Below are 20937 nucleotides of genomic sequence, written 5' to 3' on the forward strand. Positions count from 1 at the left end.
ACCCGACGTCCGGAGGCCGCCGTCCCCCACACCCGTCCCGCCCTCGTCCGGCGCACAGGAGACGCCCGGCCCGGCGCTCCCATATCCATACGGCTCACGACCGCCGCCGTTCATATCGCCCCACCCGACGTCCGGAGGCCGCCGTCCCCCACACCCGTCCCGCCCTCGTCCGGCGCACAGGAGACGCCCGGCCCGGCGCTCCCATATCCATACGGCTCATGGCCGGCGCCGTTCATGTCGACCCGCCCGGCGTCCAGGGGCCCTCGTCCGTCACATCCGTGCCGCCTTCGGTCGCCGTGTCCCGGGTGCCCAGCTGTCGGGCGAGGCTCTTCAGGCCGCGGTGCGCGGCCGTGCGGACGGCGCCGGGGCGCTTGCCGAGGACGCGTGCGGCGGCGGGGCCGTCGAGGCCGACGACCACCCGGAGGAGTACGGCCTCGGCCTGGTCGCGCGGCAGGGTGCGCACCAGCTCCAGCGCCCGCCGGGTGGACAGCGACTCCAGGGCCTGGTCGTGGGTGCTGAGCCGGCCGGGGAGCTCCAGCGCGTCCTGTTCCAGCGGCGCGACCCGGGGCCGTACCTTCCGGCGGCGCAGATGGTCCAGGGCGCGGTGCCGGGCGATGGTCGCGGTCCAGCCGCGGAAGCCGGCGCCGTCGCCCTTGAACCGGCCGAGGTCGCGGGCGATCTCCAGCCAGGCGTCGGAGGCCACGTCCTCGGCGTCGTCGCCGACCAGGCCGCGCAGATAGCCGAGCAGTCCGGGCTGGACGATGCGGTAGGCGACCGCGAAGGCGGCCTCGTCGCCGTCCTGGGCCCGCGCGACGGCCGCCCCCAGCTCACCGTCGTACGCCTGCAGGCGCCGGCGTTCCCCTCCGTGACCCAAGAACAGTCCTCGTCCGTACCGAGCACGCGCCCCTCTTGGGACCTGTGCTCGTGCTCGTAGCGAATCAGCACGGCGACACGGCGTTTTCGCGTCGCGCGTCCCCAGGGAGATCAGCGCCGGAGCTCACAGAAGTGTCACAGTCTTCGGTGACCGCTCGACTCCCTTCGGGCCCCCGTACCTGCGCATGTCGTCGGCCGATGGCGATGCGGGGGTGGGCACCCGGCTGGATCCAGCCCGTGATCCGGTCCATCGTCGCGCGCGGCACGGACACACAACCGGCCGTCGCGCCCTTCCCGTTCACATGCAGGAAGATGCCGACGCCGCGCCCGGCCGTGGACGCTAGCCGACATTGCGCCGCGCCCGGCCGTGGAGTGTCAGCCAGAAGATCTGCAACGAGTCCTCGGTACCGCCCGCCTCGAAGCGGTTGAGCACCTTGCCGAGGGGGTTCCACACCCGCCCGTCCGGCATCCGCACCCCGACCGGCTGCCCGAAGTAGGCGCGCTGCTCCGCGTCGAAGTCCACCCACACGGCCCCCGCGTGACGCACCAGCACCTCACCGACGTACGCCCCGAGCCCGAAGAACACGTGCTGCGCCCGCTCCCGGTCGGTGCCGCCCTTGCGCATCCCGTCGATCAGGAAGTCCACGACCCGCAGGCTGCGTTCGGAGTAGTCCAGCGGCAGCCGGTTGCGGGCGGCGGCACGCGCGACGAAGGCCGCGGCGCACGCCCGCATCCCGTCCGCATACGGCCGCGCGTCCACTTCACCCATGACAACGATCCCCCTCGGCTCAGGACAGGGGGAGCAGGACCCCGTTCCCCCCTGATCACCAAGCGGAATCCATGTCTCCAACATCACGGCTCGCCGAAGTGTCAATCACCACAAGGGAATTCTCACCGCATGTACAACCTTCTTACCTTGCCGTGCGTCGCGCAGGTCACTTCACACCGGAAGGCAAGGCGCGGCCGCGCCCCAAAGGACCCCTCGCACCCGAAATTCCCTGAATGGCAAGTGAGTTGATCCAGCCGTGACCAGTTGGCACACTCCCGCCCGCCACGCACTCGATCACACCCGGCCCATCGGTCCCACCGGTTCCACCGGTCCGGGCAACCTCTTCGAGGGAGAACTCCATGCAGCGCACCGCGCCATCCGTCCGCACGCTCCGACGCGGGCTGGCCCGCACCACGGCGGTCCTCACGGCGGCCCTGGCCCTGGTGGCGACGGCCGGGCCGCTCACGGGCACCGCCTCCGCCTACGCGGCCGACTCGGGCTCGCTCTCCTTCGGCGGCGACCCGGGCGAGCGGATATCCGGCGGGCAGTCACAGCAGTTCACGACCGGCGCGGGCGATGCCTTCGACGTCTCCGGCTCCCGGGACGAGAACAGTGTCTTCGTCCAGGTCCTCACCCCCGACGGCACCCGCTGGTCGCTCGACATGGCGGCCCCCGACGGCCAGAAGCTCACCAGCGGCACCAGCTACACCGGCGCGCTGCGCTGGCCCAACGCCACCCCCACCGACCCGGAGCTGAACTTCAGCGGAACCGACCGCGACTGCGCGAGCTCCAGCACCGGTTCCTTCACCATCTCGAACATCAGCTTCGGCCCGTACGGCGCGGTCCGCTCGCTGGACGCCACTTTCGAGCAGTACTGCGACGGCTCTTCGTCGGCCCTGCGGGGCGAGGTCCACGCCGTGATGCCCGAGCCGCCGGCCGCGCTGACCCTCGGCCTCGCGCTCGACCCCCGGGGCACCGTTCCCGCGTCGGGCGGACAGCCCACCGTCGGCGGCACGGTGACCTGCAACAAGTCGGCCGATGTCACCCTCGACGGCCGTGTCACCCAGGCCCAGGAGCACGTGACGGCGACCAACTGGTTCAGGACGACGGTCGCCTGCACCCCCGGCGCCCCGGTCCACTGGACCGCGACCCCCACGAACTCGGTGGACGCGCTTCCCTTCCGACGTGGCTCGGCGGACCTGTCCGCGACGGCCACGGCGGACGACAGGGACTACGCGGTCACGGTGAAGGACAGCCAGTCCACGGTGGTCAACCTCGACAAGGCCTGACCGCAGGGGCCGGTGGGGGGCACGCGGTACGGCAGTCCCGGCACAGGCACTCGTCCGCGACCGGCAGGAAGACCGGCAGGAAAAGGAACCCGCCATGGAGCTCACGCAAGCGACCGTCAACGACCTGCTGGACCAACTCGGACCGGGCGATGCATACATGTACCTGCCCAGCGACCTGGACCCGCAGGACCTGACCGACCTACTCGGCGACAGGTACGGCGCCCCGCGCACCCTCGTTCTCGACGGCTTCACCGATCCGACGGTCGACGAGTCAAGGGGCGCGGCTCTCCTCGTCCCGTTCGAAGACCAGGCCGTGACGATACGGGCGTGGGCGTACGGGGATCGGTGGATCGGCACGGGTACGGCGCGGGACGCCGAGGGGGCCGAGCGGCCGGTGCTGGTGGTTGCTCGCAGGGAGGTGCCCGAGCCCTTGGCGGTCGCGCCGGACGAGGACGTCGACTGGATGGAGCGGCTCAGACGGATCACCGGCTGGACACAGCCTGCCCAGCGGCCGGACATGGACTGGGCGGAGGTGGAGTCGCGCCTGGGCACGGAGCTGCCGAGCGACTACAAGCGCATGGTCGAGACGTTCGGCAAGGGCGCCTTCGACGGATATCTGGATCTGAACCAGGAGCCGTGGACGGGCCTCAGGGAGGACGGTCTGCTCATCTGGGCGGGCACTGAGCACGAGGATCTGTACTGCTGGAGGGCTGACGGCGACAACCCCGACCGTTGGCCTGTCGTGGTCCGGTCCTTCGACGGCGAGGATGCCGCCTTCGACTACCAGGCCGCGGAGTTCGTCTGCCGCATCCTCATCGACCCGCACCACCCGTTCACAATGGCCCGCTATTTCGACACCCACTGGTTCATGAACCACCGGGAACGCGGCTGACCAGGTCCCGCCGCCGTTCAGGCAGTGGACGTCGCGTCCCGGCACAGCAGCCGCAGCGAGCCGTGGCCGCCATAGGCGCGCTTGGCCTCTTCGATGGGATCCCAGAGCCGGCCGTCGGGGGTGCGCACCCAGTGGTCGCCGCCGGCGGTCCACCACTCGGCGCCGGTCTGGCGGACCATCACCTCACCGGCGTAGGCACCGAAGTCGCGCAGCACGCTCTCGACGGCGGCATACGGCGGCCCCTCCCGGCGTATCTCCTCGATCATCCGGTCGACCCGCCACAGACTCTGCGCCGAGTAGTCGAGCCGCACCCGGGCGCCCTCGCGCATGGTCGCCACGGCGTCCGCGGCCCACCGCACGGGCTTCGCCGCGGCGTGCGGCCTGGTCTCCTGCTGTGCTGTCACGTACTGGGCTGTCACATAGGGAAAAGCGAGCGGGGAGGGGCAACCGTCACGGCATTCCGAAACGATTCGGCAACCGTCGCGGAACTAGCCCAGGTCCACCGCAGGACGGTCACAGGACTCGCCCACGCAAGGGCGTTTGAACGCGGGTGCGCAGGTACGCGGGTGCTCGGGTGCGCCCTCACGGGGCGCTCGTCACTGCCCGGCCTCCGCCTCGCTCCGCGCCCGCCGGGACACCACCGCGCGCAGCACCCGGCGGCCCTCGACCGACAGGTCCAGGGCGCGGCGCAGCCCGTGGGGGCCGTGCTCGGCCAGCAGGTCCAGGACCGCCTTCTGGCGGCGCAGTTCCGCGACGACCAGCGGCGGCAGCTCCGACGAGTCGCCCGCGCGCCCGGCGTCGAGCGCGTCCGTGTCCTGCGTGCCGTCCGCCGCGGGGTCGAGCAGCCGGTGGATGCGCAGCGACGCCACCGAGCAGGCGTCGGCCCATGGCCGTACCGCGTCGGCGGTCCGCTCGGCCGGGGCCGCCTGAAGCATCCGGCGGGCCAGCCCCGCGGCCTCGTCCTCCCCGGGCTCCTCGGCGCCGAGCGCCCCACGGGCCTTCTCCAGGCTCGTGCCCCAGTCGGAGCCGTCGGCGAGGCTCGCCCACAGGGGCCGCAGCAACTCGTCGTCGGCGCCGAGCAGGGGCAGGCACCGGTCCAAACAAGCCAGCCCACTAGCGGCCAGTCCGCGTTCGTCGGCCTGTGCGATCCGTTCCACCAGGCTCATGAAATGTCTCCCTCGCCGGGGCACCGACCGGAACGGAGCCCGCACTTCCCCTTACTGCGTGCGGAGCCCTCCGGGTGTCACAGGGGGCGGCTATTGGTCGCGCCGTTCCCCGCGCCCCTTGGGTTGGTTCAGCCGAGCTTGGCCGAAAGTCGCTGGAAGTCCTGCCAGGACAAAGACGGCTTGCCCGGGTCCCACAGCTTCTGCACGGTGGCCCGCAGCGGCATCCGGATGCCGGCCGCGACCTGGCTCTCGGTCTGCGCGTTCGGGAAGTCGCACCACACCGCGAACGAGCCGCCCAGGATCTGCCCGTCGTAGCTCGCCGGTACGGCGGTCGTGCCGCGCAGCACCCGCGGGTTCCACTGCTCGTAGATCCGCTGCCCGGTCGGATAGACGAAGGTCTGCGGCTGGCCGAGGACGTAGTAGAGGAACTCGTCGTTGTAGTTGAGCACCTTGCGGCCCGCGCTCAGATAGTCCGCCGGCGGCCGCGCGCCGATCTCCTTGCCGGTCCAGTAGGCGACCTGGAGGTCCTTGGCCGCCTGCACGGACGTACCGCTGTAGAAGCCGTCGTTCCAGGCCCGCATGGTCTTGTCGTGGGCGCGGACGGTGTCGGCCCGCGCGTTCAGCCAGCCGGTGGCGAGGTCGGCGACGGTGCCGCCGGAGCCGTAGGCCTGCCGGGCGGCGGCCGCGAGCTGGGGATAGGAGGCCTGCGGGTTGTTCACGGTCAGCGCCTGGTACTCGTCGCCGCCGAGATGCCACTGGTTGCCGGTGAACAGCCCCGCGTACTCGTTCAGCAGGTCGTCCACGATCTTCGCCGAGGCGGGCTTGGATATGTCGATCGCGCCCTTCGTCGCCACCCCGCTCGCATTGCGCAGCTGCAGATCCGGGTGGGCGGCGAGGACGGCGCCCAGATGCCCCGGCGAGTCGATCTCGGGTACGACGGTGATGTGCCGGCCGGCGGCCAGGTCCACGATCTTCTTGACCTGTGCCTTGGTCAGATGGTCCGTCGAGACGATCTCGGGATGGGTGCTGGACTCGATCCGGAAGGCCTGGTCGTCGGAGAAGTGCAGCCCCAGCTCGTTGAACTTCAGGTCCCCCAGCTCCCGTATCCGGTCCTCTATCCAGGACTCGGTGTACGGCTTGCGCGCTATGTCCAGCATGAACCCGCGCACCGGCTTGGCCGGCTCGTCCCGCACGACGCCCTCCGGGGCCGTACCGCCGCCGTGGACCTCCTGCTTCAGGGTGCGGGTGCCGTAGAACACCCCCGCCTCGCCGGGCCCGCTGATGTCGACCCGCCCGTCGCGGACGGTCATGGTGTACGACTCCTGGTTCCCGCCCCCGCCGCCCAGCGCGAGCCGGACGTCCCCCGCCCGCACGTCGTCCTTCTCCCCCGCGTAGCCGATCCCCAGCTCCCCGGCTATCAGCCGCCCCTCGTCGGCCAGCTCCCCGTCGCTGATCACCACCCGGTCCGCCGTCCGCGGTTTCCAGCCGGGCCCGCGCGCCGGAGTGTGGGAGCGCACCGCGGGTATCGTGCGCGGCGCCTGGGACAGCGGATAGGACCGGCTTGGCGCCGGACTCGCCGGGGGCGTGGCCACCCCGCCGGAGTCACTGCCGGCCACCCGGCCGGAGGACGACCTCGACGCGCCCTCCTCCCCCCTCCCGCCGCCCGAGCCCGAAGAGGCCCACACGCCGACCCCCGTGCCGAGCGCGACGGTCCCGACGACCGCGGCGGCCACGACCGCCCGTTTCCGTATCACCTGCTGCGCCGAAGCGCTTCGCCTGTGCTGGGTCACGCTGCCAACGTACGACCGATCCACGCTTCATTCGTCACCCAGGCGTTCCGAAACTCTCCCGTTCGAGTGAATTTCAGGCATCACGGCGACACACAGTGACCACTCTCGATAACCTGACGACACATCTTTCACAGCATCCCCTGCCACGCCACATGTGACGCGAGGACCCACGCTGCCCGCCCACCGTCTCCCGCATCTCCCGAGGCCCCTCGACGCCTTCAACACCGCCCCCGCCGACGAGGCCCGCGCCCTGCTCCAGCACTGCCTGCACTGCCTGCGCTGGGCCCGCCGGGTGGCCGACCACCGCCCCTACCCCGACCTGGACTCCCTCCTGGCAGCGGCGGACGAGGCGGCGTACGACCTGTCACCGACCGACCTCTCCGAGGCCCTGGCGAGCGAGTCGCTCCCGGAGCTGCCGGAGGGCACCTACTCCGTCGCCCACACGGCACTGAGCGCGGCCCACGCGGCCTACGAGGCCCGCTTCGGACATGTTTTCGTCATCTATCTGGGTGATTGTCCTCGCGAAGAAGCCCTCGACCGCATTCTCGAAGGCATCCGATCACGATTGGCGAACGATCCGGAGGAGGAGCGGGTCATAGCGGCCGAGGAACTCCGGCGACTGGCCGGCCAGCGGCTGGCGCACCTCCTCAGAGCCGCGCAGAACTGCGCGACCAGCCGCAACACACCCGCACCGGGCAAATAACAGGACACCCCACCCCAGTAGCCGCAAGGCAATAGCCCATCCGATGCCAGTTTGATCACACAGGTGGGCCCCCCGTAAGCGGCGGCGCACCGCATGGATACGATGCTGAGGGCCGGTGGACCGTACCCGGCCGGGCCCGACCGACAGTGAAGCCGGCGCGGCCCTAGTCCCCGCTCCCGGAGGGTTCTTCCGTGCCGGCTGGAACGCTGTACCGCGGCCGGGAAGGAATGTGGTCCTGGGTGGCTCACCGAGTCACCGGCGTCCTCATCTTCTTCTTCCTGTTCGTTCACGTGCTGGACACCGCTCTCGTGCGTGTCTCCCCCGAGGACTACGACAAGGTCGTAGCCACGTACAAGACGCCGATCGTCGCGCTGCTGGAGTACGGCCTCGTCGCCGCCATCCTCTTCCACGCGCTCAACGGCCTGCGCGTCATCGCCGTCGACTTCTGGTCGAAGGGCCCGCGCTACCAGAAGCAGATGTTCTGGACCGTGATGGGTGTCTGGGTCGTCCTGATGGCCGGCGCGATCTACCCGGTCCTCGGCCACGCCGCCCGTGTCCTCTTTGGGAGCTGACGCCGATGTCCACCACTGAAACCACCGCGTCCGGTGTCGGCCCCGTCGAGGGCGCCCCGTCCTACGACGTCGACAACCCGGCCCCGCTGATCGAGGCGCCGCGCAAGCGCACCAAGAAGACCCCGAAATCGACCCGGGGCAACTTCGAGCTGGCGGCCTGGCTGTTCATGCGCCTGTCCGGCATCGTGCTGGTCGTCCTGGTCCTCGGCCACCTGCTGATCCAGCTGGTGCTGGACGGCGGCGTGTCCAAGATCGGCTTCGCCTTCGTGGCCGGCCGCTGGGCGTCCCCGTTCTGGCAGGTCTGGGACCTGCTGATGCTGTGGCTCGCGATGCTGCACGGCGCCAACGGCCTGCGCACGGTCATCAACGACTACGCCGAGCGCCCGAACACCCGTCTGTGGCTGAAGGCTCTGCTCTACACGGCCACGGTGTTCACCATCCTGCTCGGCACGCTGGTGATCTTCACCTTCGACCCGAACATCCGCTAGGCACGGGGCTGCGAGAAACATGAAGATCCACAAGTACGACACCGTCATCGTCGGCGCCGGCGGCGCCGGCATGCGCGCGGCCATCGAGTCGACGAAGCGCAGCCGCACCGCGGTCCTGACCAAGCTCTACCCCACCCGCTCCCACACGGGCGCCGCGCAGGGCGGTATGGCCGCCGCGCTCGCCAACGTGGAGGAGGACAACTGGGAGTGGCACACCTTCGACACGGTCAAGGGCGGTGACTACCTGGTCGACCAGGACGCCGCCGAGATCCTGGCGAAGGAGGCCATCGACGCCGTCCTCGACCTGGAGAAGATGGGCCTGCCGTTCAACCGGACCCCGAACGGCACGATCGACCAGCGCCGCTTCGGCGGTCACAGCCGTAACCACGGCGAGGCGCCCGTCCGCCGCTCCTGCTACGCGGCCGACCGCACCGGCCACATGATCCTCCAGACGCTGTACCAGAACTGCGTCAAGGAGGGCGTGGAGTTCTTCAACGAGTTCTACGTCCTGGACCAGCTGATCACCGAGGTCGACGGCGTCAAGAAGTCGGCCGGTGTCGTCGCGTACGAGCTGGCGACCGGCGAGATCCACATCTTCCAGGCGAAGGCCGTCATCTACGCCTCCGGCGGCACCGGCAAGTTCTTCAAGGTGACCTCCAACGCGCACACCCTGACCGGTGACGGCCAGGCCGCCGTCTACCGCCGCGGTCTGCCGCTGGAGGACATGGAGTTCTTCCAGTTCCACCCGACCGGCATCTGGCGCATGGGCATCCTGCTGACGGAGGGCGCCCGTGGTGAGGGCGGCATCCTGCGCAACAAGGACGGCGAGCGCTTCATGGAGAAGTACGCGCCGGTCATGAAGGACCTCGCGTCCCGTGACGTCGTCTCCCGCTCCATCTACACGGAGATCCGTGAGGGCCGCGGCTGCGGTCCCGAGGGCGACCACGTCTACCTGGACCTCACGCACCTCCCGCCGGAGCAGCTGGACGCCAAGCTCCCGGACATCACCGAGTTCGCGCGCACCTACCTCGGCATCGAGCCCTACACGGACCCGATCCCGATCCAGCCGACCGCGCACTACGCGATGGGCGGCATCCCGACGAACGTCGAGGGTGAGGTCCTGGCGGACAACACCACGGTCGTCCCGGGTCTGTACGCGGCCGGCGAGGTCGCCTGTGTGTCGGTGCACGGCGCCAACCGCCTCGGCACCAACTCGCTGCTGGACATCAACGTGTTCGGCCGCCGTGCGGGCATCGCCGCCGCCGAGTACTCCCACACGGCCGACTTCGTCGAGCTGCCGGAGAACCCGGAGGCCTTCGTCGTCGAGCAGATCGAGCGGCTGCGCAACTCCACCGGCAACGAGCGGGTGGCGACGATCCGTCGCGAGCTGCAGGAGACCATGGACGCCAACGTCATGGTGTTCCGCACCGAGCAGACGATCAAGACGGCCGTCGAGAAGATCGCCGAGCTGCGCGAGCGCTACAAGAACGTGGCGATCCAGGACAAGGGCAAGCGGTTCAACACCGACCTGCTGGAGGCCATCGAGCTGGGCAACCTGCTCGAGCTGGCCGAGGTCATGGCCGTCTCGGCGCTGGCCCGCAAGGAGTCCCGCGGCGGTCACTACCGCGAGGACTACCCGAACCGCGACGACGTCAACTTCATGCGCCACACCATGGCGTACCGCGAGGTCGGCGCCGACGGCTCGGAAACCGTCCGTCTCGACTACAAGCCGGTCGTCCAGACCCGCTACCAGCCGATGGAGCGTAAGTACTGATGGCTACCCCTGTTCTGGACAAGGTCGAGGCGGAGTCCGCGGCCTCCCCCTACATCACGGTCACCTTCCGGATCCGCCGGTTCAACCCGGAGGTCTCGGCGGAGGCGACCTGGGAAGACTTCCAGCTGGAGATCGACCCGAAGGAGCGCGTCCTCGACGGCCTCCACAAGATCAAGTGGGACGTCGACGGCACCCTGACCTTCCGCCGCTCGTGCGCGCACGGCATCTGCGGCTCGGACGCGATGCGGATCAACGGCAAGAACCGCCTTGCCTGCAAGACGCTGATCAAGGACATCAACCCCGAGAAGCCGATCACGGTCGAGCCCATCAAGGGCCTGACGGTCCTGAAGGACCTGGTCGTGGACATGGAGCCGTTCTTCCAGGCGTACCGGGACGTCATGCCGTTCCTGGTCACCAAGGACACGAACGAGCCGACGCGCGAGCGGCTGCAGTCCGCCGAGGACCGCGAGCGCTTCGACGACACCACCAAGTGCATCCTGTGCGCCGCGTGCACGTCGTCCTGCCCGGTGTTCTGGAACGACGGCCAGTACTTCGGTCCGGCGGCGATCGTGAACGCCCACCGCTTCATCTTCGACAGCCGTGACGAGGCGGGCGAGCAGCGCCTGGAGATCCTCAACGACCGTGACGGCGTGTGGCGTTGCCGTACGACCTTCAACTGCACGGACGCCTGCCCGCGCGGTATCGAGGTCACCAAGGCGATCCAGGAAGTGAAGCGCGCGCTGATCACGCGTCGCTACTGATCGGCTCGCCGGTCTTCCCGAATCCGGGCCGAGGGCCCTGCTTCCGATCCTCCGGAAGCAGGGCCCTCGGCTGTTTTGGCGGTTTTCGGCACGCTTTTGCCGGGTTTTGCCGCCCCTCGGTTCTAATCTGACGTCATGTCAGACGATGAGTCGTACGAGCTGCTCGGGTTCGACAACGTCCTGCTCCCCGTCGGCGACCTCGCGCAGGCCGTCGGCTTCTACGAACGGGCGGGGTTCGCCGTGGGGTTCCGGTTCGACGAGGCCGGGATCGCGTTGCTGAAGGTCGGCGGGGAGACGCCGGGGATCCTGCTGCGGGTCGAGGAGGCGCTGACGCACCGGACACCGCCGTGGCCCTCGCCGCGCGTCTGGCTGGAGGTGCCGGACGCACGGGTCGCGGCACGGCGGCTCGCCGACGCCGGGATCGCACCGCTGGACGAGATGGTCCAGACGGCCACCGGGTGGACCGTGGAGATCGCCGACCCGTGGGGGAACGTGCTCGGGTTCACGGACTACACCAAGCGCCGGGAGCTGGGCCGCAGGGGCTGAACCGGCCTGTTCGAGCGGAGCCGGAGCCACTCGTTAGGCTCATCACCGTGCCCGCGAAGAACGACGGCCCCGAGTCGGCCGGCCCCCAGAGCAAGTCCGAGCAGACCCGCGCGCTGATCCTGGAGACCGCGATGCGGTTGTTCCAGGAGCGCGGGTACGACAAGACCACCATGCGGGCCATCGCCACGGAGGCCGGGGTCTCCGTCGGCAACGCGTACTACTACTTCGAGGGCAAGGAACACCTGATCCAGGGGTTCTACGACCGGATCGCCGCCGAGCACCGGGCGGCGGTCCGCGAGGTCCTGGACCGGGAGACCGACCTGGAGGCACGGCTCGCGGGCGTGCTGACGGTGTGGCTCGACATCGCCCGGCCCTACCACGAGTTCGCCGTGCAGTTCTTCAAGAACGCGGCCGACCCGGACAGCCCGCTCAGCCCCTTCTCCCCGGAGAGCGAGCACGCCCGCGAGCAGGCCATCGCCGTCCACCGGGAGGTACTGGCCGGCTCCAAGTCCAAGGTGGCCCCCGAACTGCGGGACGTACTGCCGGAGTTGATGTGGCTCGCCCAGATGGGGCTGGTGCTGTACTGGGTCTTCGACCGCACGGAGGGGCGCGAGCGCAGCTACCGGCTGGCGCGCCGGGGCGCCCGGCTGACCGCCCGTGGCGTGGCGCTCGCCCGCTTCCGGGTGCTGCGCCCCCTGGTCCTGGAGATCCATGAGCTGTTCACGGACTTCCTGCCCGGCATGACGAGGATGCTGCCGGACCCGGGCACCGGACGGGCCGAGGGGCGCAAGGAGAACGGCTGATCAGATCCACTGCAGACGCCACAGGCGGAAGACGCCCGTGCCGTCCGAGAGGTACTGGCCGCCGCCCACGTCCTCGGTGCTGACCACGTACTCCTTGCGCTGCCACAACGGGATCAGCGGGACGTCCTGGGCGACGTCCGCCTGGATGTCCTTGAAGTCGCCTGCGGCCCGGGTGCGGTCGGCGTACTGCCGGCTGTCCAGGATGAGATGGTCGACGAGCTTGTTGCTGTATCCGGTGCTCATCGTGGAGCCGGTGCCGACGAGCGCGGCGCCGAAGGTGTCCGGGTCGGGGTAGTCGGCCACCCAGCCGACCGCCCACGCGTCCATCTTCCCGGCCGCCCAGCGCTTCTGGAAGTCGGTCCACTCGTACCCCTGGACGTCGACCTTGAACAGGCCGCCCGTCTCCAGCTGCTGCTTGAGCGCCCCGGCCTCCTCCTTACCCGCGCCCCGGCCGATGCCGTAGCCGAAGGTGAAGCGCACCGGCAGGCTCACCCCGGCCTGGGTGAGCAGCTCGCGCGCCTTCTTCACACTCTGCGCCGGGTAGGAGTCGAAGAACGAGGTGGTGTGTCCGGTGATGCCGGTCGGGATCAGCGAGTACAGCGGGTCGACCGTGCCCTGGTAGACCGTGCTGGCCAGCTCCTCGCGGTTGACCAGCCAGGCCATCGCGCGGCGCACCCGGACGTCGTGCAGCGGGGAGTTCGCGCGGGTGTTGAGGTACAGATTGCGGGTCTCGGCGCTGTCGGACTCGGTGACGCGGTTGTCGGGGTCGCTCGGGTTCAACTGGGAGAGCACGTCCGGCGCCAGCGTCCGGGTGGCGACGTCGACCTGCCCGTCCTTCCAGGCGCTGTCGAGCTTCGCGGAGTCGGTGTAGTAGCGCAGCTCGATCGGGCGGCCGGTGCCGCTCAGGTAGCCCCGGTAGCGGTCGTTCGGCTGGAGTTCGGCCTGCTGGTCCTTGGTGTACGAGGCCAGCGCGTACGGGCCGGTGCCGTCGACCGCGGTGCCGGTGCGCAGGGCGTTCGCCGGGTACTTGTCCTTGTCCACGATCGACCCGGCGCCGGTGGCCACCTTCGACGGGAAGGTGGCGTCCGCGGACGACAGATGGAAGGTGACGGTCCTCGCGTCGTCGGCGGTCACCGAGGCGAGGGTGGAGAACAGCGACGCCGGGCCGACATCGGAGTTGATCTTCTTGACCCGGTCGAAGGAGAACTTCACGTCCTCGGCCGTCATCGCGCGCCCGCTCGGGAAGGTGATCCCGGACCGCAGCGTGCACTGGTACGTCTTCAGCCCGCTGCCCTGGAAGGCACAGCTCTTCGCCGCGTCCGGGACCGGCACGACGCCGCCCGGCTCGAACGTCAGCAGCGACTGGAAGACATTGCTGAACAAGGCCCAGGAGCCGGCGTCGTAGGCGCCGGCCGGATCGAGGTCCGTGACGGCGTCCGTCGTACCGACCGTGATGGCCTTGTCCCCGTTCCCCTGTGACGGCAGCAGTTGCCAGCCGCCGATTCCCACGACCGCGATGACGAGCAGTGTCACGAGAATCCGCATGCGAACAGATCGCATGGTGGTGCCCTCCCCAGGCCCCTGAAGGCCCTACCCCTGGCCCAGCACGAATTTCGCCACTTCCCCTAAGTGGCGCGGCTCACCTAATCACACGGGTTTCACCGGGGGGAAGGGCTTTCTGCCCAGCAGGGGGAAGAACTTACCGTTGCGCCGCTATGAAGTCCGGCGCAGTGCGCGCAGGCCGCGCAACCCGATGCCCCCGATGACCGTCCCCAATACGAAGGAGACGACCGCCAGCAGCAGGTGCACCCAGAAGTACGCGGTCGGGTGACCGTTGTCGAAGGCGAGTCCGCTGCTGTCCTTGATCAAGTTCTTGACGAAAGTGACCCAGATGACCCAGGACCACACCCCGAAAGCGAGCAGGAACCAGGAGACCGGGCGGCTGAGCTTCATGGCACCAGTATCGCGGTTCCGTGTCGGGAGTGAGGTGGGTCATGGGACTTCACGGCCGACAAAAGGTACTTTCTCGACCGTGCCCGCACGAAAGAACACCGGCCGGCGATCCCTGCTGGTCACCTCCGCCACGCTGCTGTCCCTGTCCGCCACCGCGCCCGCCGCCCTCGCCGCCCCGACCCCCTCGACGAGCCCTACGGCCACGCCCCCGGCCCGTATGTCGAGCCTGGGCGGCGAGCGGCTGGGTCAGCCCGGCACCCAGGTCAATCTCGCCCCGGGTGTCCCGGTGCTGCCGAAGGACGTCACCGCGCGCTCCTGGATCGTCACCGACGCCGAGTCCGGCGAGGTGCTCGCCGCGCACAACGCGCACTGGCGGCTGCCGCCGGCGAGCACGCTGAAGATGCTGTTCGCGGACACCCTGCTGCCCCGGTTCCCGAAGACCATGGAGCACAAGGTGGTGCCGTCCGACCTCGCCGGCATGGGTGAGGGCTCCAGCGTGGTCGGGATAAAGGAGGGACACAGCTACAACGTCCACGACCTGTGGCTCGGCGTCTTCCTGCGCTCCGGCAACGACGCCGTGCACGTGCTGTCCGCGATGAACGACGGGGTCGCGCAGACCGTCAGGGACATGCAGGACCACGCCGACGAGCTGCAGGCCCTGGACACGCACGTGGTCTCGCCCGACGGCTACGACGAGCCGGGGCAGCTCTCGTCGGCGTACGACCTGACCCTGATCGCCCGCTCCGGGCTGCAGAAGAAGGACTTCCGCGACTACTGCTCGACCGTGCACGCCACATTCGGCGACCACGTGATCCAGAACACCAACCGGCTGCTGGCCGGCGACGCCGACGTGCCCGTCTACCAGGGCATCGCCGGCGTGAAGAACGGCAACACCACGAACGCGGGCGCTACCTTCACCGGGGTCGCCGAGCGGAACGGCAAGGTGCTGCTCGTCACGGTGATGAACCCGGAGAAGCACGAGCACAACGAGGTCTACAAGGAGACCGCCAAGCTGTTCGACTGGGGCTTCCAGGCGGTCGGCAAGGTCAATCCGGTGGGCGAGCTGGTGCCGCCGAAGAGCGCCCTGCCGAGCGGGGGCCCCAGCGCCTCCGCCAGGTCCGGCGCCAAGCCGGTGGCGAGCGCCACCGCCGAGTCCGGCTCGGGCGGCATCGGCACGGCCGCGGCCATCACGGGCGGCGCACTGGTGCTGCTCGCGGGCGCCGCGTTCCTGGTCAACCGTCGCTGGCCGCTCCCGGACCTGATGCGCCGCCGCCCGCGTCCGTGACGTCGGCGCGTTCGGACTCCGTACCCTGCGTGGCCGTCCAGGAGGCGCAGAACAGGATGAGCTTCGCGGTGAAGTTGATCCACAGCAGCAGGGCCACGGGGACGCCGAACGCACCGTACATGCTCTTTGCGGCGACGCCCTGGATATAGCCGCTGAGCAGCAGTTTCAGCAGTTCGAAGCCGACCGCGCCGAGCAGTGCGGCCACCAGCAGGCGGCGGCGTGGCGGCTCTGCCCCGGGCAGCAGGGTCAGGACGTAGAGCAGGACCAGGAAGTCGGCGAGCACGGCGACGGCGAACGCGGCGATCCGCAGCAGCACACTGCCCCAGCCGTACTCGGCCAGGCCCAGATGGCGCGAGACCACGCCGACGGCGGCCGAGGCGATCGTGGACGCGGCGAGCGTGATCAGCAGGGCTCCGCCCAGGCCGAGGAGGATGCCGGCGTCCTTGGCCTTGGCCACCACCGGATTCTGCTGCTGGTCCGGCAGCTCCCACACCGCGCGCAGGCAGTCCCGCATCTGGCCGACCCAGCCGATGCCGGTGAGCAGCAGCACGGCGCCCGCGATGACACCCACGGTGCCGGCGTTGTGGACCAGCGAGGTGAGGTCGAGCTGGGTGGAGAGGACGCCCGGGAACTGCTCGGCGATCTTGTGCTGGACGGTCTTCTGCTGGTCGGGGCTGAGCGCGGCGGCGCTGATCGCGGCGGCCACGGTCAGCAGCGGGAAGAGCGCCACGAAACTGACGAAGGTCATGGCGGCGGCCAGCCGCGTCCACTTCACCCGGTCCAGCCGTTCGTAGCAGTGCCACGCGTGCGTCTCCATCAGCCGGGCGACGACCGGCCCGATGCCGGGGAGTCTCTTCAGCCAGTCCATGATCCGTTCCTGCCCCTCCCGGCGCGCTCGTAAGACATCCCACTAATCACCCATTGTGTGGAGCGGGCGAATGTTCCGTAACTAACCCCCCATATAGGGACGATACGGTCATCGACATGCCTGACGCCTTCGGTCTCCCCCAGTCCCTGCTCGTCCTCGGCGGCACGTCCGAGATCGCGCTGGCCACCGCGCGCCGGATGATCGCCCGCCGCACCCGCACGGTGTGGCTGGCGGGCCGCCCCTCGCCGGCCCTGGAGCAGGCCGCCGAGAGCCTGCGCGTGCTCGGCGCGGACGTCCGCACCGTCGCCTTCGACGCCCTCGACCCCGAGTCCCACGAGACCGTCCTCGGCAAGGTCTTCGCCGAGGGCGACATCGACCTGGTGCTGCTCGCGTTCGGCATCCTCGGCGACCAGGCCGAGGACGAGCGGGACCCGCTGCGTGCCGTCCAGGTCGCCCAGACCAACTACACCGGAGCCGTCTCCGCCGGCCTGGTCGCCGCCCGCACCCTCCAGGACCAGGCGCACGGCTCCCTCGTGGTCCTGTCCGCCGCCGCCGGCGAGCGAGCCCGCCGCACCGACTTCATCTACGGCTCCAGCAAGGCCGGCCTCGACACCTTCACCCAGGGCCTCGGCGACGCCCTCCACGGCACGGGGGTGCACGTCATGCTCGTACGGCCCGGGTACGTCCGGGCCGAGGGCCCCCTGACGACGACCCCGGAGGCGGTGGCCACGGCGATCGAACTGGGTTTGCGCCGCCGTTCGGAGGTGGTGTGGGTACCGGGGGTGCTGCGGGTGGTGATGTCGGCACTACGGCACACACCGCGGGTGCTCTTCCGCATGCTGCCGATCTGACGCCCGGCGCCTACCGGCTGGCGATCGTCCCGCGCTCGATGTCGGCACGGGCCGGCTGCGCGGGGACCACGGCTCCCCCGAACATGTACTCCCGCAGCTTGCGCCACACCCCGTCGGCGCCCTGCTCGTAGAGCGCGAAGCCGGTGCACGGCCACTGCGCGTCGAAGCCGGCCAGCTCCTCGAAGGCGCGGTCCATCGCCGCCTCGTCGATGCCGTGCGCGACGGTGACATGGGGGTGGTACGGGAACTGCAGCTCACGCGCCACCGGCCCGGACGCGTCCCGCACCCGCTGCTGCAGCCGCGTGCAGTCCTCGGCGCCCTGCACGACACGGACGTAGACCACCGGGGACAGGGGACGGAACGTGCCGGTGCCGGACAGTCGCATCGGGAAGGGCCGGCCGGCCCCGGCGACCTCGGTGAGGTACGCCTCGACGGCCGGCAGCTCGCTCTCGTCGACCTCGGTCGGCGGCAGCAGCGTGATGTGCGTGGGGATACCGTGAGCCGCGGCGTCGCCGAAGCCCGCGCGCCGCTCCTGGAGCAGGCTGCCGTGAGGCTCCGGGACCGCGATCGACACGCCGATCGTTACGGTCCCCACGTCGTCTCCCGTCGTCGCTTCCGTTGTCTTCTCAGCCGTCTCGCCCGTCTTCCCGGCCGTCTCGTCCGGGCCGTCGGCTATCGACTGTACGGCCATGGATGTCCCCTGGGCAGGCGCAACGGAAGTGATGTGCAGCGCTCTGCCCACTCGGACGCGTGTACGGCCGTGCGGCGCAGCGCCGGTCCGTGCTTCCCGGTGCCGTGCTTCCCCGCGCCGAACCGTGCTCCTCAGTGCTTCGCCGGCAGGAAGCCCACGCGGTCGTACGCCTGTGCAAGCGTCTCCGCGGCGACCGCGCGCGCCTTCTCCGCGCCCTTGGCCAGGATCGAGTCGAGCGTCTCGGAGTCGTCCAGGTACTGCTGGGTGCGCTCCCGGAACGGCGTCACGAAGTCGACCATGACATCGGCGAGGTCGGTCTTGAGGGCGCCGTACATCTTGCCCTCGTACTCCCGCTCCAGCTCGGCGATCGACTTGCCGGTGAGCGTGGAGTAGATGGTGAGGAGGTTCGACACGCCCGGCTTGTTCTCCGCGTCGTAGCGGATCACGGTGTCGGTGTCGGTGACGGCGCTCTTGACCTTCTTCGCGGTGGTCTTCGGCTCGTCGAGCAGGTTGACCAGGCCCTTCGGCGTGGACGCCGACTTGCTCATCTTGATCGACGGGTCCTGCAGGTCGTAGATCTTCGCCGTCTCCTTGAGGATGTACGGCGCCGGGATCGTGAACGTGTCGCCGAACCGGCCGTTGAAGCGCTCGGCCAGGTCGCGGGTCAGCTCGATGTGCTGGCGCTGGTCCTCGCCGACCGGCACCTCGTTCGCCTGGTACAGGAGGATGTCCGCGACCTGGAGGACCGGGTACGTGAACAGGCCGACGGAGGCACGGTCGGCGCCCTGCTTGGCGGACTTGTCCTTGAACTGGGTCATGCGGCTGGCCTCGCCGAAGCCGGTGAGGCAGTTCATGATCCAGGCGAGCTGGGCGTGCTCGGGGACGTGGCTCTGGACGAAGAGCGTGCAGCGGTCCGGGTCCAGACCGGCGGCCAGCAGCTGCGCGGCGGCGAGCCGGGTGTTGGCCCGCAGCTCCTTCGGGTCCTGCGGGACCGTGATCGCGTGCAGGTCGACGACCATGTAGAACGCGTCGTGGGACTCCTGCAGGGCCACCCACTGGCGGACGGCGCCGAGGTAGTTGCCGAGGTGGAACGAGCCGGCGGTGGGCTGGATGCCGGAGAGCACGCGGGGTCGGTCAGCGGAAGCCATGTCTTTCATTGTCGCAGAGAGCTCGGGGGGTTCTGTGCGCGGGGAACTGCGCGTAGTCCGTGGTCGCTCGCGCAGTTCCCCGCGCCCCTTACGGGGCGCTCAGCCCAGGTCGACCTGCGGATACAGCGGGAAACCCGCCACCAGGTCCGTCGCCCTCTGGGCGATCTCCTGGGCCACCTTCTCGTCCAGGACGTGGGCCGCCTTGCTCGGGGCGCCCGACTTGGTGGTGCCCGGCTCGGTGGCGGTCAGGACGCGGTCGATCAGGCCGGCCACCTCGTCCATCTCCGCCACGCCCAGGCCGCGGGTCGTCAGGGCGGGCGTGCCGATGCGGATGCCGGACGTGTACCACGCGCCGTTCGGGTCGGCCGGGATCGCGTTGCGGTTCGTCACGATGCCGGAGTCGAGCAGGGCCGCTTCCGCCTGGCGGCCGGTGAGGCCGTAGGAGGAGGCGACGTCGATCAGGTTGAGGTGGTTGTCCGTGCCGCCGGTCACCAGGGTGGCGCCCCGGCGCATCAGCCCCTCGGCCAGCGCGCGGGAGTTGTCGACGATGCGCTGGGCGTAGTCCTGGAAGGCGGGCTGCCGCGCCTCGGCCAGGGCGACGGCCTTGGCGGCCATGACGTGCGGGAGCGGGCCGCCGAGGACCATCGGGCAGCCGCGGTCGACCTGGTCCTTGAGGGAGTCGTCGCACAGGACCATGCCGCCGCGCGGGCCGCGCAGGGACTTGTGGGTGGTCGTGGTGACGATCTGGGCGTGCGGGACCGGGTCGAAGTCGCCGGTGAGGACCTTGCCGGCGACGAGGCCCGCGAAGTGCGCCATGTCGACCATGAGGGTCGCGCCGACCTCGTCGGCGATCTCGCGCATGATCCGGAAGTTCACCAGACGGGGGTACGCCGAGTAGCCGGCCACGATGATCAGCGGCTTGAACTCACGGGCCTGGGCGCGCAGGGCCTCGTAGTCGATCAGGCCGGTGGCCGGGTCGGTGCCGTAGGAGCGCTGGTCGAACATCTTGCCGGAGATGTTCGGGCGGAAGCCGTGGGTGAGGTGGCCGCCGGCGTCCAGGGACATGCCGAGCATGCGCTGGTTGCCGAAGGCCTGGCGCAGCTCGGCCCAGTCGGCCTCGGAGAGGTCGTTGACCTGGCGGGCGCCGGTCTTCTCCAGGAACGGGACCTCGACCCGGTCGGCGAGTACGGCCCAGAACGCGACGAGGTTGGCGTCGATACCGGAGTGCGGCTGGACGTAGGCGTGCCGGGCGCCGAAGAGTTCCTTCGCGTGCTCGGCGGCCAGGGACTCCACGGTGTCGACGTTGCGGCAGCCGGCGTAGAAGCGGCGGCCGATGGTGCCCTCGGCGTACTTGTCGCTGAACCAGTTGCCCATGGCCAGCAGGGTGGCCGGGGAGGCGTAGTTCTCGGAGGCGATCAGCTTGAGCATGTCGCGCTGGTCGGCGACCTCCTGACCGATGGCGTCCGCGACACGTGGTTCGACGGCACGGATGACGTCGAGGGCGGCGCGGAAGGCGGTGGACTCGGTGGAGAGTGACATGGGGACCTCCGGACGGTGTGCGTTCAGCGTTCACGTTCGGCCCAGGCGCACGGCACTGTTTTTTCCCGCTCGGGCCGCTCCCCGATGGTCCGTCCCATCCCAGCGCGCCAGTCACGGCCCGTTGATCAGCGTACCGGGCGCGCCGTACGCGGGAGATGCCGCGTCCACCATGCGAG

General features: G+C 70.0%; 22 protein-coding genes, 1 pseudogene and 1 riboswitch. Of the genes and pseudogenes, 11 read left to right on the forward strand and 12 right to left on the reverse strand.

Annotated elements, in window-relative coordinates; all coding sequences use genetic code 11:
* Positions 1–232: 232 nt before the first annotated feature.
* From ACWC0C_RS38000 to ACWC0C_RS38010, 3 genes and pseudogenes are all read right to left on the reverse strand, one after another.
* Entirely contained in the window at positions 233–874 is a 642-nt protein-coding gene (locus ACWC0C_RS38000) for an RNA polymerase sigma factor (protein WP_450868911.1), read from the reverse strand.
* Positions 875–1067: 193 nt separating this feature from the next.
* Positions 1068–1202, reverse strand: a pseudogene (locus ACWC0C_RS38005) (L,D-transpeptidase family protein); the annotation flags it as partial.
* 11 nt (positions 1203–1213) lie between these two features.
* A complete protein-coding gene (locus ACWC0C_RS38010; protein WP_450868913.1) occupies positions 1214–1642 on the reverse strand; it encodes a hypothetical protein in 429 nt (142 codons plus the stop codon).
* 359 nt (positions 1643–2001) lie between these two features.
* Here ACWC0C_RS38010 and ACWC0C_RS38015 point away from each other — a divergent pair, with 359 nt between their 5' ends.
* Complete coding sequence (locus ACWC0C_RS38015) at positions 2002–2931, forward strand: hypothetical protein (RefSeq protein WP_450868914.1); 930 nt, start codon at positions 2002–2004, stop codon at positions 2929–2931.
* A gap of 94 nt (positions 2932–3025) precedes the next feature.
* Positions 3026–3823 (forward strand): hypothetical protein, encoded by a 798-nt coding sequence (locus ACWC0C_RS38020; RefSeq protein ID WP_450868916.1) that lies wholly within the window; start codon positions 3026–3028, stop codon positions 3821–3823.
* Positions 3824–3840: 17 nt separating this feature from the next.
* Here ACWC0C_RS38020 and ACWC0C_RS38025 read toward each other — a convergent pair whose 3' ends face one another.
* From ACWC0C_RS38025 to ACWC0C_RS38035, 3 genes are all read right to left on the reverse strand, one after another.
* On the reverse strand, positions 3841–4227 hold the full coding sequence (locus ACWC0C_RS38025) for a hypothetical protein (protein ID WP_450868917.1): 387 nt from the start codon (positions 4225–4227) through the stop codon (positions 3841–3843).
* Between the two features lie 192 nt (positions 4228–4419).
* Complete coding sequence (locus ACWC0C_RS38030) at positions 4420–4989, reverse strand: hypothetical protein (protein WP_449198911.1); 570 nt, start codon at positions 4987–4989, stop codon at positions 4420–4422.
* Between the two features lie 128 nt (positions 4990–5117).
* Positions 5118–6779 carry a beta-N-acetylhexosaminidase gene (locus tag ACWC0C_RS38035; RefSeq protein ID WP_450868919.1) on the reverse strand — a complete coding sequence of 554 codons (1662 nt, stop codon included), beginning with the start codon at positions 6777–6779 and terminating at the stop codon, positions 5118–5120.
* 154 nt (positions 6780–6933) lie between these two features.
* On the opposite strand from ACWC0C_RS38035, the gene ACWC0C_RS38040 reads away from it, so the two are divergent.
* From ACWC0C_RS38040 to ACWC0C_RS38070, 7 genes are all read left to right on the forward strand, one after another.
* Positions 6934–7482: a 2-oxo-4-hydroxy-4-carboxy-5-ureidoimidazoline decarboxylase gene (locus ACWC0C_RS38040; RefSeq protein ID WP_449198910.1), complete on the forward strand. Its 549-nt coding sequence runs from the start codon at positions 6934–6936 to the stop codon at positions 7480–7482.
* A gap of 191 nt (positions 7483–7673) precedes the next feature.
* Positions 7674–8054 carry a succinate dehydrogenase, cytochrome b556 subunit gene (gene sdhC / locus ACWC0C_RS38045; protein WP_076087831.1) on the forward strand — a complete coding sequence of 127 codons (381 nt, stop codon included), beginning with the start codon at positions 7674–7676 and terminating at the stop codon, positions 8052–8054.
* Between the two features lie 5 nt (positions 8055–8059).
* Positions 8060–8542, forward strand: coding sequence for a succinate dehydrogenase hydrophobic membrane anchor subunit (locus ACWC0C_RS38050; protein WP_449198909.1), 483 nt, complete (start codon positions 8060–8062; stop codon positions 8540–8542).
* A gap of 19 nt (positions 8543–8561) precedes the next feature.
* Positions 8562–10316, forward strand: coding sequence for a succinate dehydrogenase flavoprotein subunit (gene sdhA, locus ACWC0C_RS38055; RefSeq protein WP_449198908.1), 1755 nt, complete (start codon positions 8562–8564; stop codon positions 10314–10316).
* Positions 10316–11077: a succinate dehydrogenase iron-sulfur subunit gene (locus ACWC0C_RS38060; RefSeq protein WP_449198907.1), complete on the forward strand. Its 762-nt coding sequence runs from the start codon at positions 10316–10318 to the stop codon at positions 11075–11077. Before sdhA ends, ACWC0C_RS38060 begins: the two co-directional genes overlap by 1 nt.
* A 135-nt stretch (positions 11078–11212) precedes the next feature.
* Positions 11213–11623 (forward strand): VOC family protein, encoded by a 411-nt coding sequence (locus ACWC0C_RS38065; protein WP_450868922.1) that lies wholly within the window; start codon positions 11213–11215, stop codon positions 11621–11623.
* Between the two features lie 47 nt (positions 11624–11670).
* Entirely contained in the window at positions 11671–12426 is a 756-nt protein-coding gene (locus ACWC0C_RS38070; protein WP_450868924.1) for a TetR family transcriptional regulator, read from the forward strand.
* Here ACWC0C_RS38070 and ACWC0C_RS38075 read toward each other — a convergent pair whose 3' ends face one another.
* The gene (locus ACWC0C_RS38075) at positions 12427–13986 is read right to left on the reverse strand and encodes an ABC transporter substrate-binding protein (protein ID WP_450868926.1); all 1560 of its coding nucleotides are present in this window, start codon (positions 13984–13986) and stop codon (positions 12427–12429) included.
* Positions 13987–14139: 153 nt separating this feature from the next.
* Positions 14140–14379, reverse strand: coding sequence for an SCO4848 family membrane protein (locus ACWC0C_RS38080; RefSeq protein ID WP_450868928.1), 240 nt, complete (start codon positions 14377–14379; stop codon positions 14140–14142).
* A 79-nt stretch (positions 14380–14458) separates the two neighbouring features.
* Here ACWC0C_RS38080 and ACWC0C_RS38085 point away from each other — a divergent pair, with 79 nt between their 5' ends.
* The gene (locus tag ACWC0C_RS38085; protein ID WP_449198902.1) at positions 14459–15664 is read left to right on the forward strand and encodes a D-alanyl-D-alanine carboxypeptidase family protein; all 1206 of its coding nucleotides are present in this window, start codon (positions 14459–14461) and stop codon (positions 15662–15664) included.
* Here the strand turns inward: ACWC0C_RS38085 and ACWC0C_RS38090 are convergent.
* Positions 15612–16532: a YihY/virulence factor BrkB family protein gene (locus tag ACWC0C_RS38090; protein ID WP_450868930.1), complete on the reverse strand. Its 921-nt coding sequence runs from the start codon at positions 16530–16532 to the stop codon at positions 15612–15614. The genes ACWC0C_RS38085 and ACWC0C_RS38090 overlap by 53 nt on opposite strands.
* 116 nt (positions 16533–16648) lie before the next feature.
* Between ACWC0C_RS38090 and ACWC0C_RS38095 the strand changes: the two genes are divergently transcribed.
* Positions 16649–17383: a decaprenylphospho-beta-D-erythro-pentofuranosid-2-ulose 2-reductase gene (locus ACWC0C_RS38095; RefSeq protein ID WP_449198900.1), complete on the forward strand. Its 735-nt coding sequence runs from the start codon at positions 16649–16651 to the stop codon at positions 17381–17383.
* Positions 17384–17393: 10 nt separating this feature from the next.
* On the opposite strand, the gene ACWC0C_RS38100 is transcribed toward ACWC0C_RS38095, so the two are convergent.
* The 3 genes from ACWC0C_RS38100 to ACWC0C_RS38110 all read right to left on the reverse strand — a co-directional run bounded on the left by ACWC0C_RS38100 (position 17394) and on the right by ACWC0C_RS38110 (position 20761).
* Entirely contained in the window at positions 17394–17978 is a 585-nt protein-coding gene (locus ACWC0C_RS38100; protein ID WP_450868977.1) for a 2'-5' RNA ligase family protein, read from the reverse strand.
* Positions 17979–18205: 227 nt separating this feature from the next.
* A complete protein-coding gene (gene trpS / locus ACWC0C_RS38105) occupies positions 18206–19231 on the reverse strand; it encodes a tryptophan--tRNA ligase (RefSeq protein WP_449198899.1) in 1026 nt (341 codons plus the stop codon).
* Between the two features lie 90 nt (positions 19232–19321).
* On the reverse strand, positions 19322–20761 hold the full coding sequence (locus ACWC0C_RS38110; protein ID WP_449198898.1) for a glycine hydroxymethyltransferase: 1440 nt from the start codon (positions 20759–20761) through the stop codon (positions 19322–19324).
* 32 nt (positions 20762–20793) lie between these two features.
* Positions 20794–20886: riboswitch (ZMP/ZTP riboswitch) on the reverse strand.
* Positions 20887–20937 lie beyond the last annotated feature (51 nt).

It is taken from the genome of Streptomyces sp. NPDC001709, assembly GCF_053596375.1.

Bases quoted from the DNA above. Each gene is read 5' to 3' on its own strand.
- ACWC0C_RS38015 (WP_450868914.1), top strand. From the start codon at position 2,002: ATGCAGCGCACCGCGCCATCCGTCCGCACGCTCCGACGCGGGCTGGCC.
- ACWC0C_RS38030 (WP_449198911.1), bottom strand. From the start codon at position 4,989: ATGAGCCTGGTGGAACGGATCGCACAGGCCGACGAACGCGGACTGGCC.
- ACWC0C_RS38080 (WP_450868928.1), bottom strand. From the start codon at position 14,379: ATGAAGCTCAGCCGCCCGGTCTCCTGGTTCCTGCTCGCTTTCGGGGTG.
- trpS (WP_449198899.1), bottom strand. From the start codon at position 19,231: ATGAAAGACATGGCTTCCGCTGACCGACCCCGCGTGCTCTCCGGCATC.
- ACWC0C_RS38050 (WP_449198909.1), top strand. From the start codon at position 8,060: ATGTCCACCACTGAAACCACCGCGTCCGGTGTCGGCCCCGTCGAGGGC.
- ACWC0C_RS38065 (WP_450868922.1), top strand. From the start codon at position 11,213: ATGTCAGACGATGAGTCGTACGAGCTGCTCGGGTTCGACAACGTCCTG.
- sdhA (WP_449198908.1), top strand. From the start codon at position 8,562: ATGAAGATCCACAAGTACGACACCGTCATCGTCGGCGCCGGCGGCGCC.
- ACWC0C_RS38110 (WP_449198898.1), bottom strand. From the start codon at position 20,761: ATGTCACTCTCCACCGAGTCCACCGCCTTCCGCGCCGCCCTCGACGTC.
- ACWC0C_RS38090 (WP_450868930.1), bottom strand. From the start codon at position 16,532: ATGGACTGGCTGAAGAGACTCCCCGGCATCGGGCCGGTCGTCGCCCGG.
- ACWC0C_RS38095 (WP_449198900.1), top strand. From the start codon at position 16,649: ATGCCTGACGCCTTCGGTCTCCCCCAGTCCCTGCTCGTCCTCGGCGGC.
- ACWC0C_RS38060 (WP_449198907.1), top strand. From the start codon at position 10,316: ATGGCTACCCCTGTTCTGGACAAGGTCGAGGCGGAGTCCGCGGCCTCC.
- ACWC0C_RS38020 (WP_450868916.1), top strand. From the start codon at position 3,026: ATGGAGCTCACGCAAGCGACCGTCAACGACCTGCTGGACCAACTCGGA.
- ACWC0C_RS38075 (WP_450868926.1), bottom strand. From the start codon at position 13,986: ATGCGATCTGTTCGCATGCGGATTCTCGTGACACTGCTCGTCATCGCG.
- ACWC0C_RS38010 (WP_450868913.1), bottom strand. From the start codon at position 1,642: ATGGGTGAAGTGGACGCGCGGCCGTATGCGGACGGGATGCGGGCGTGC.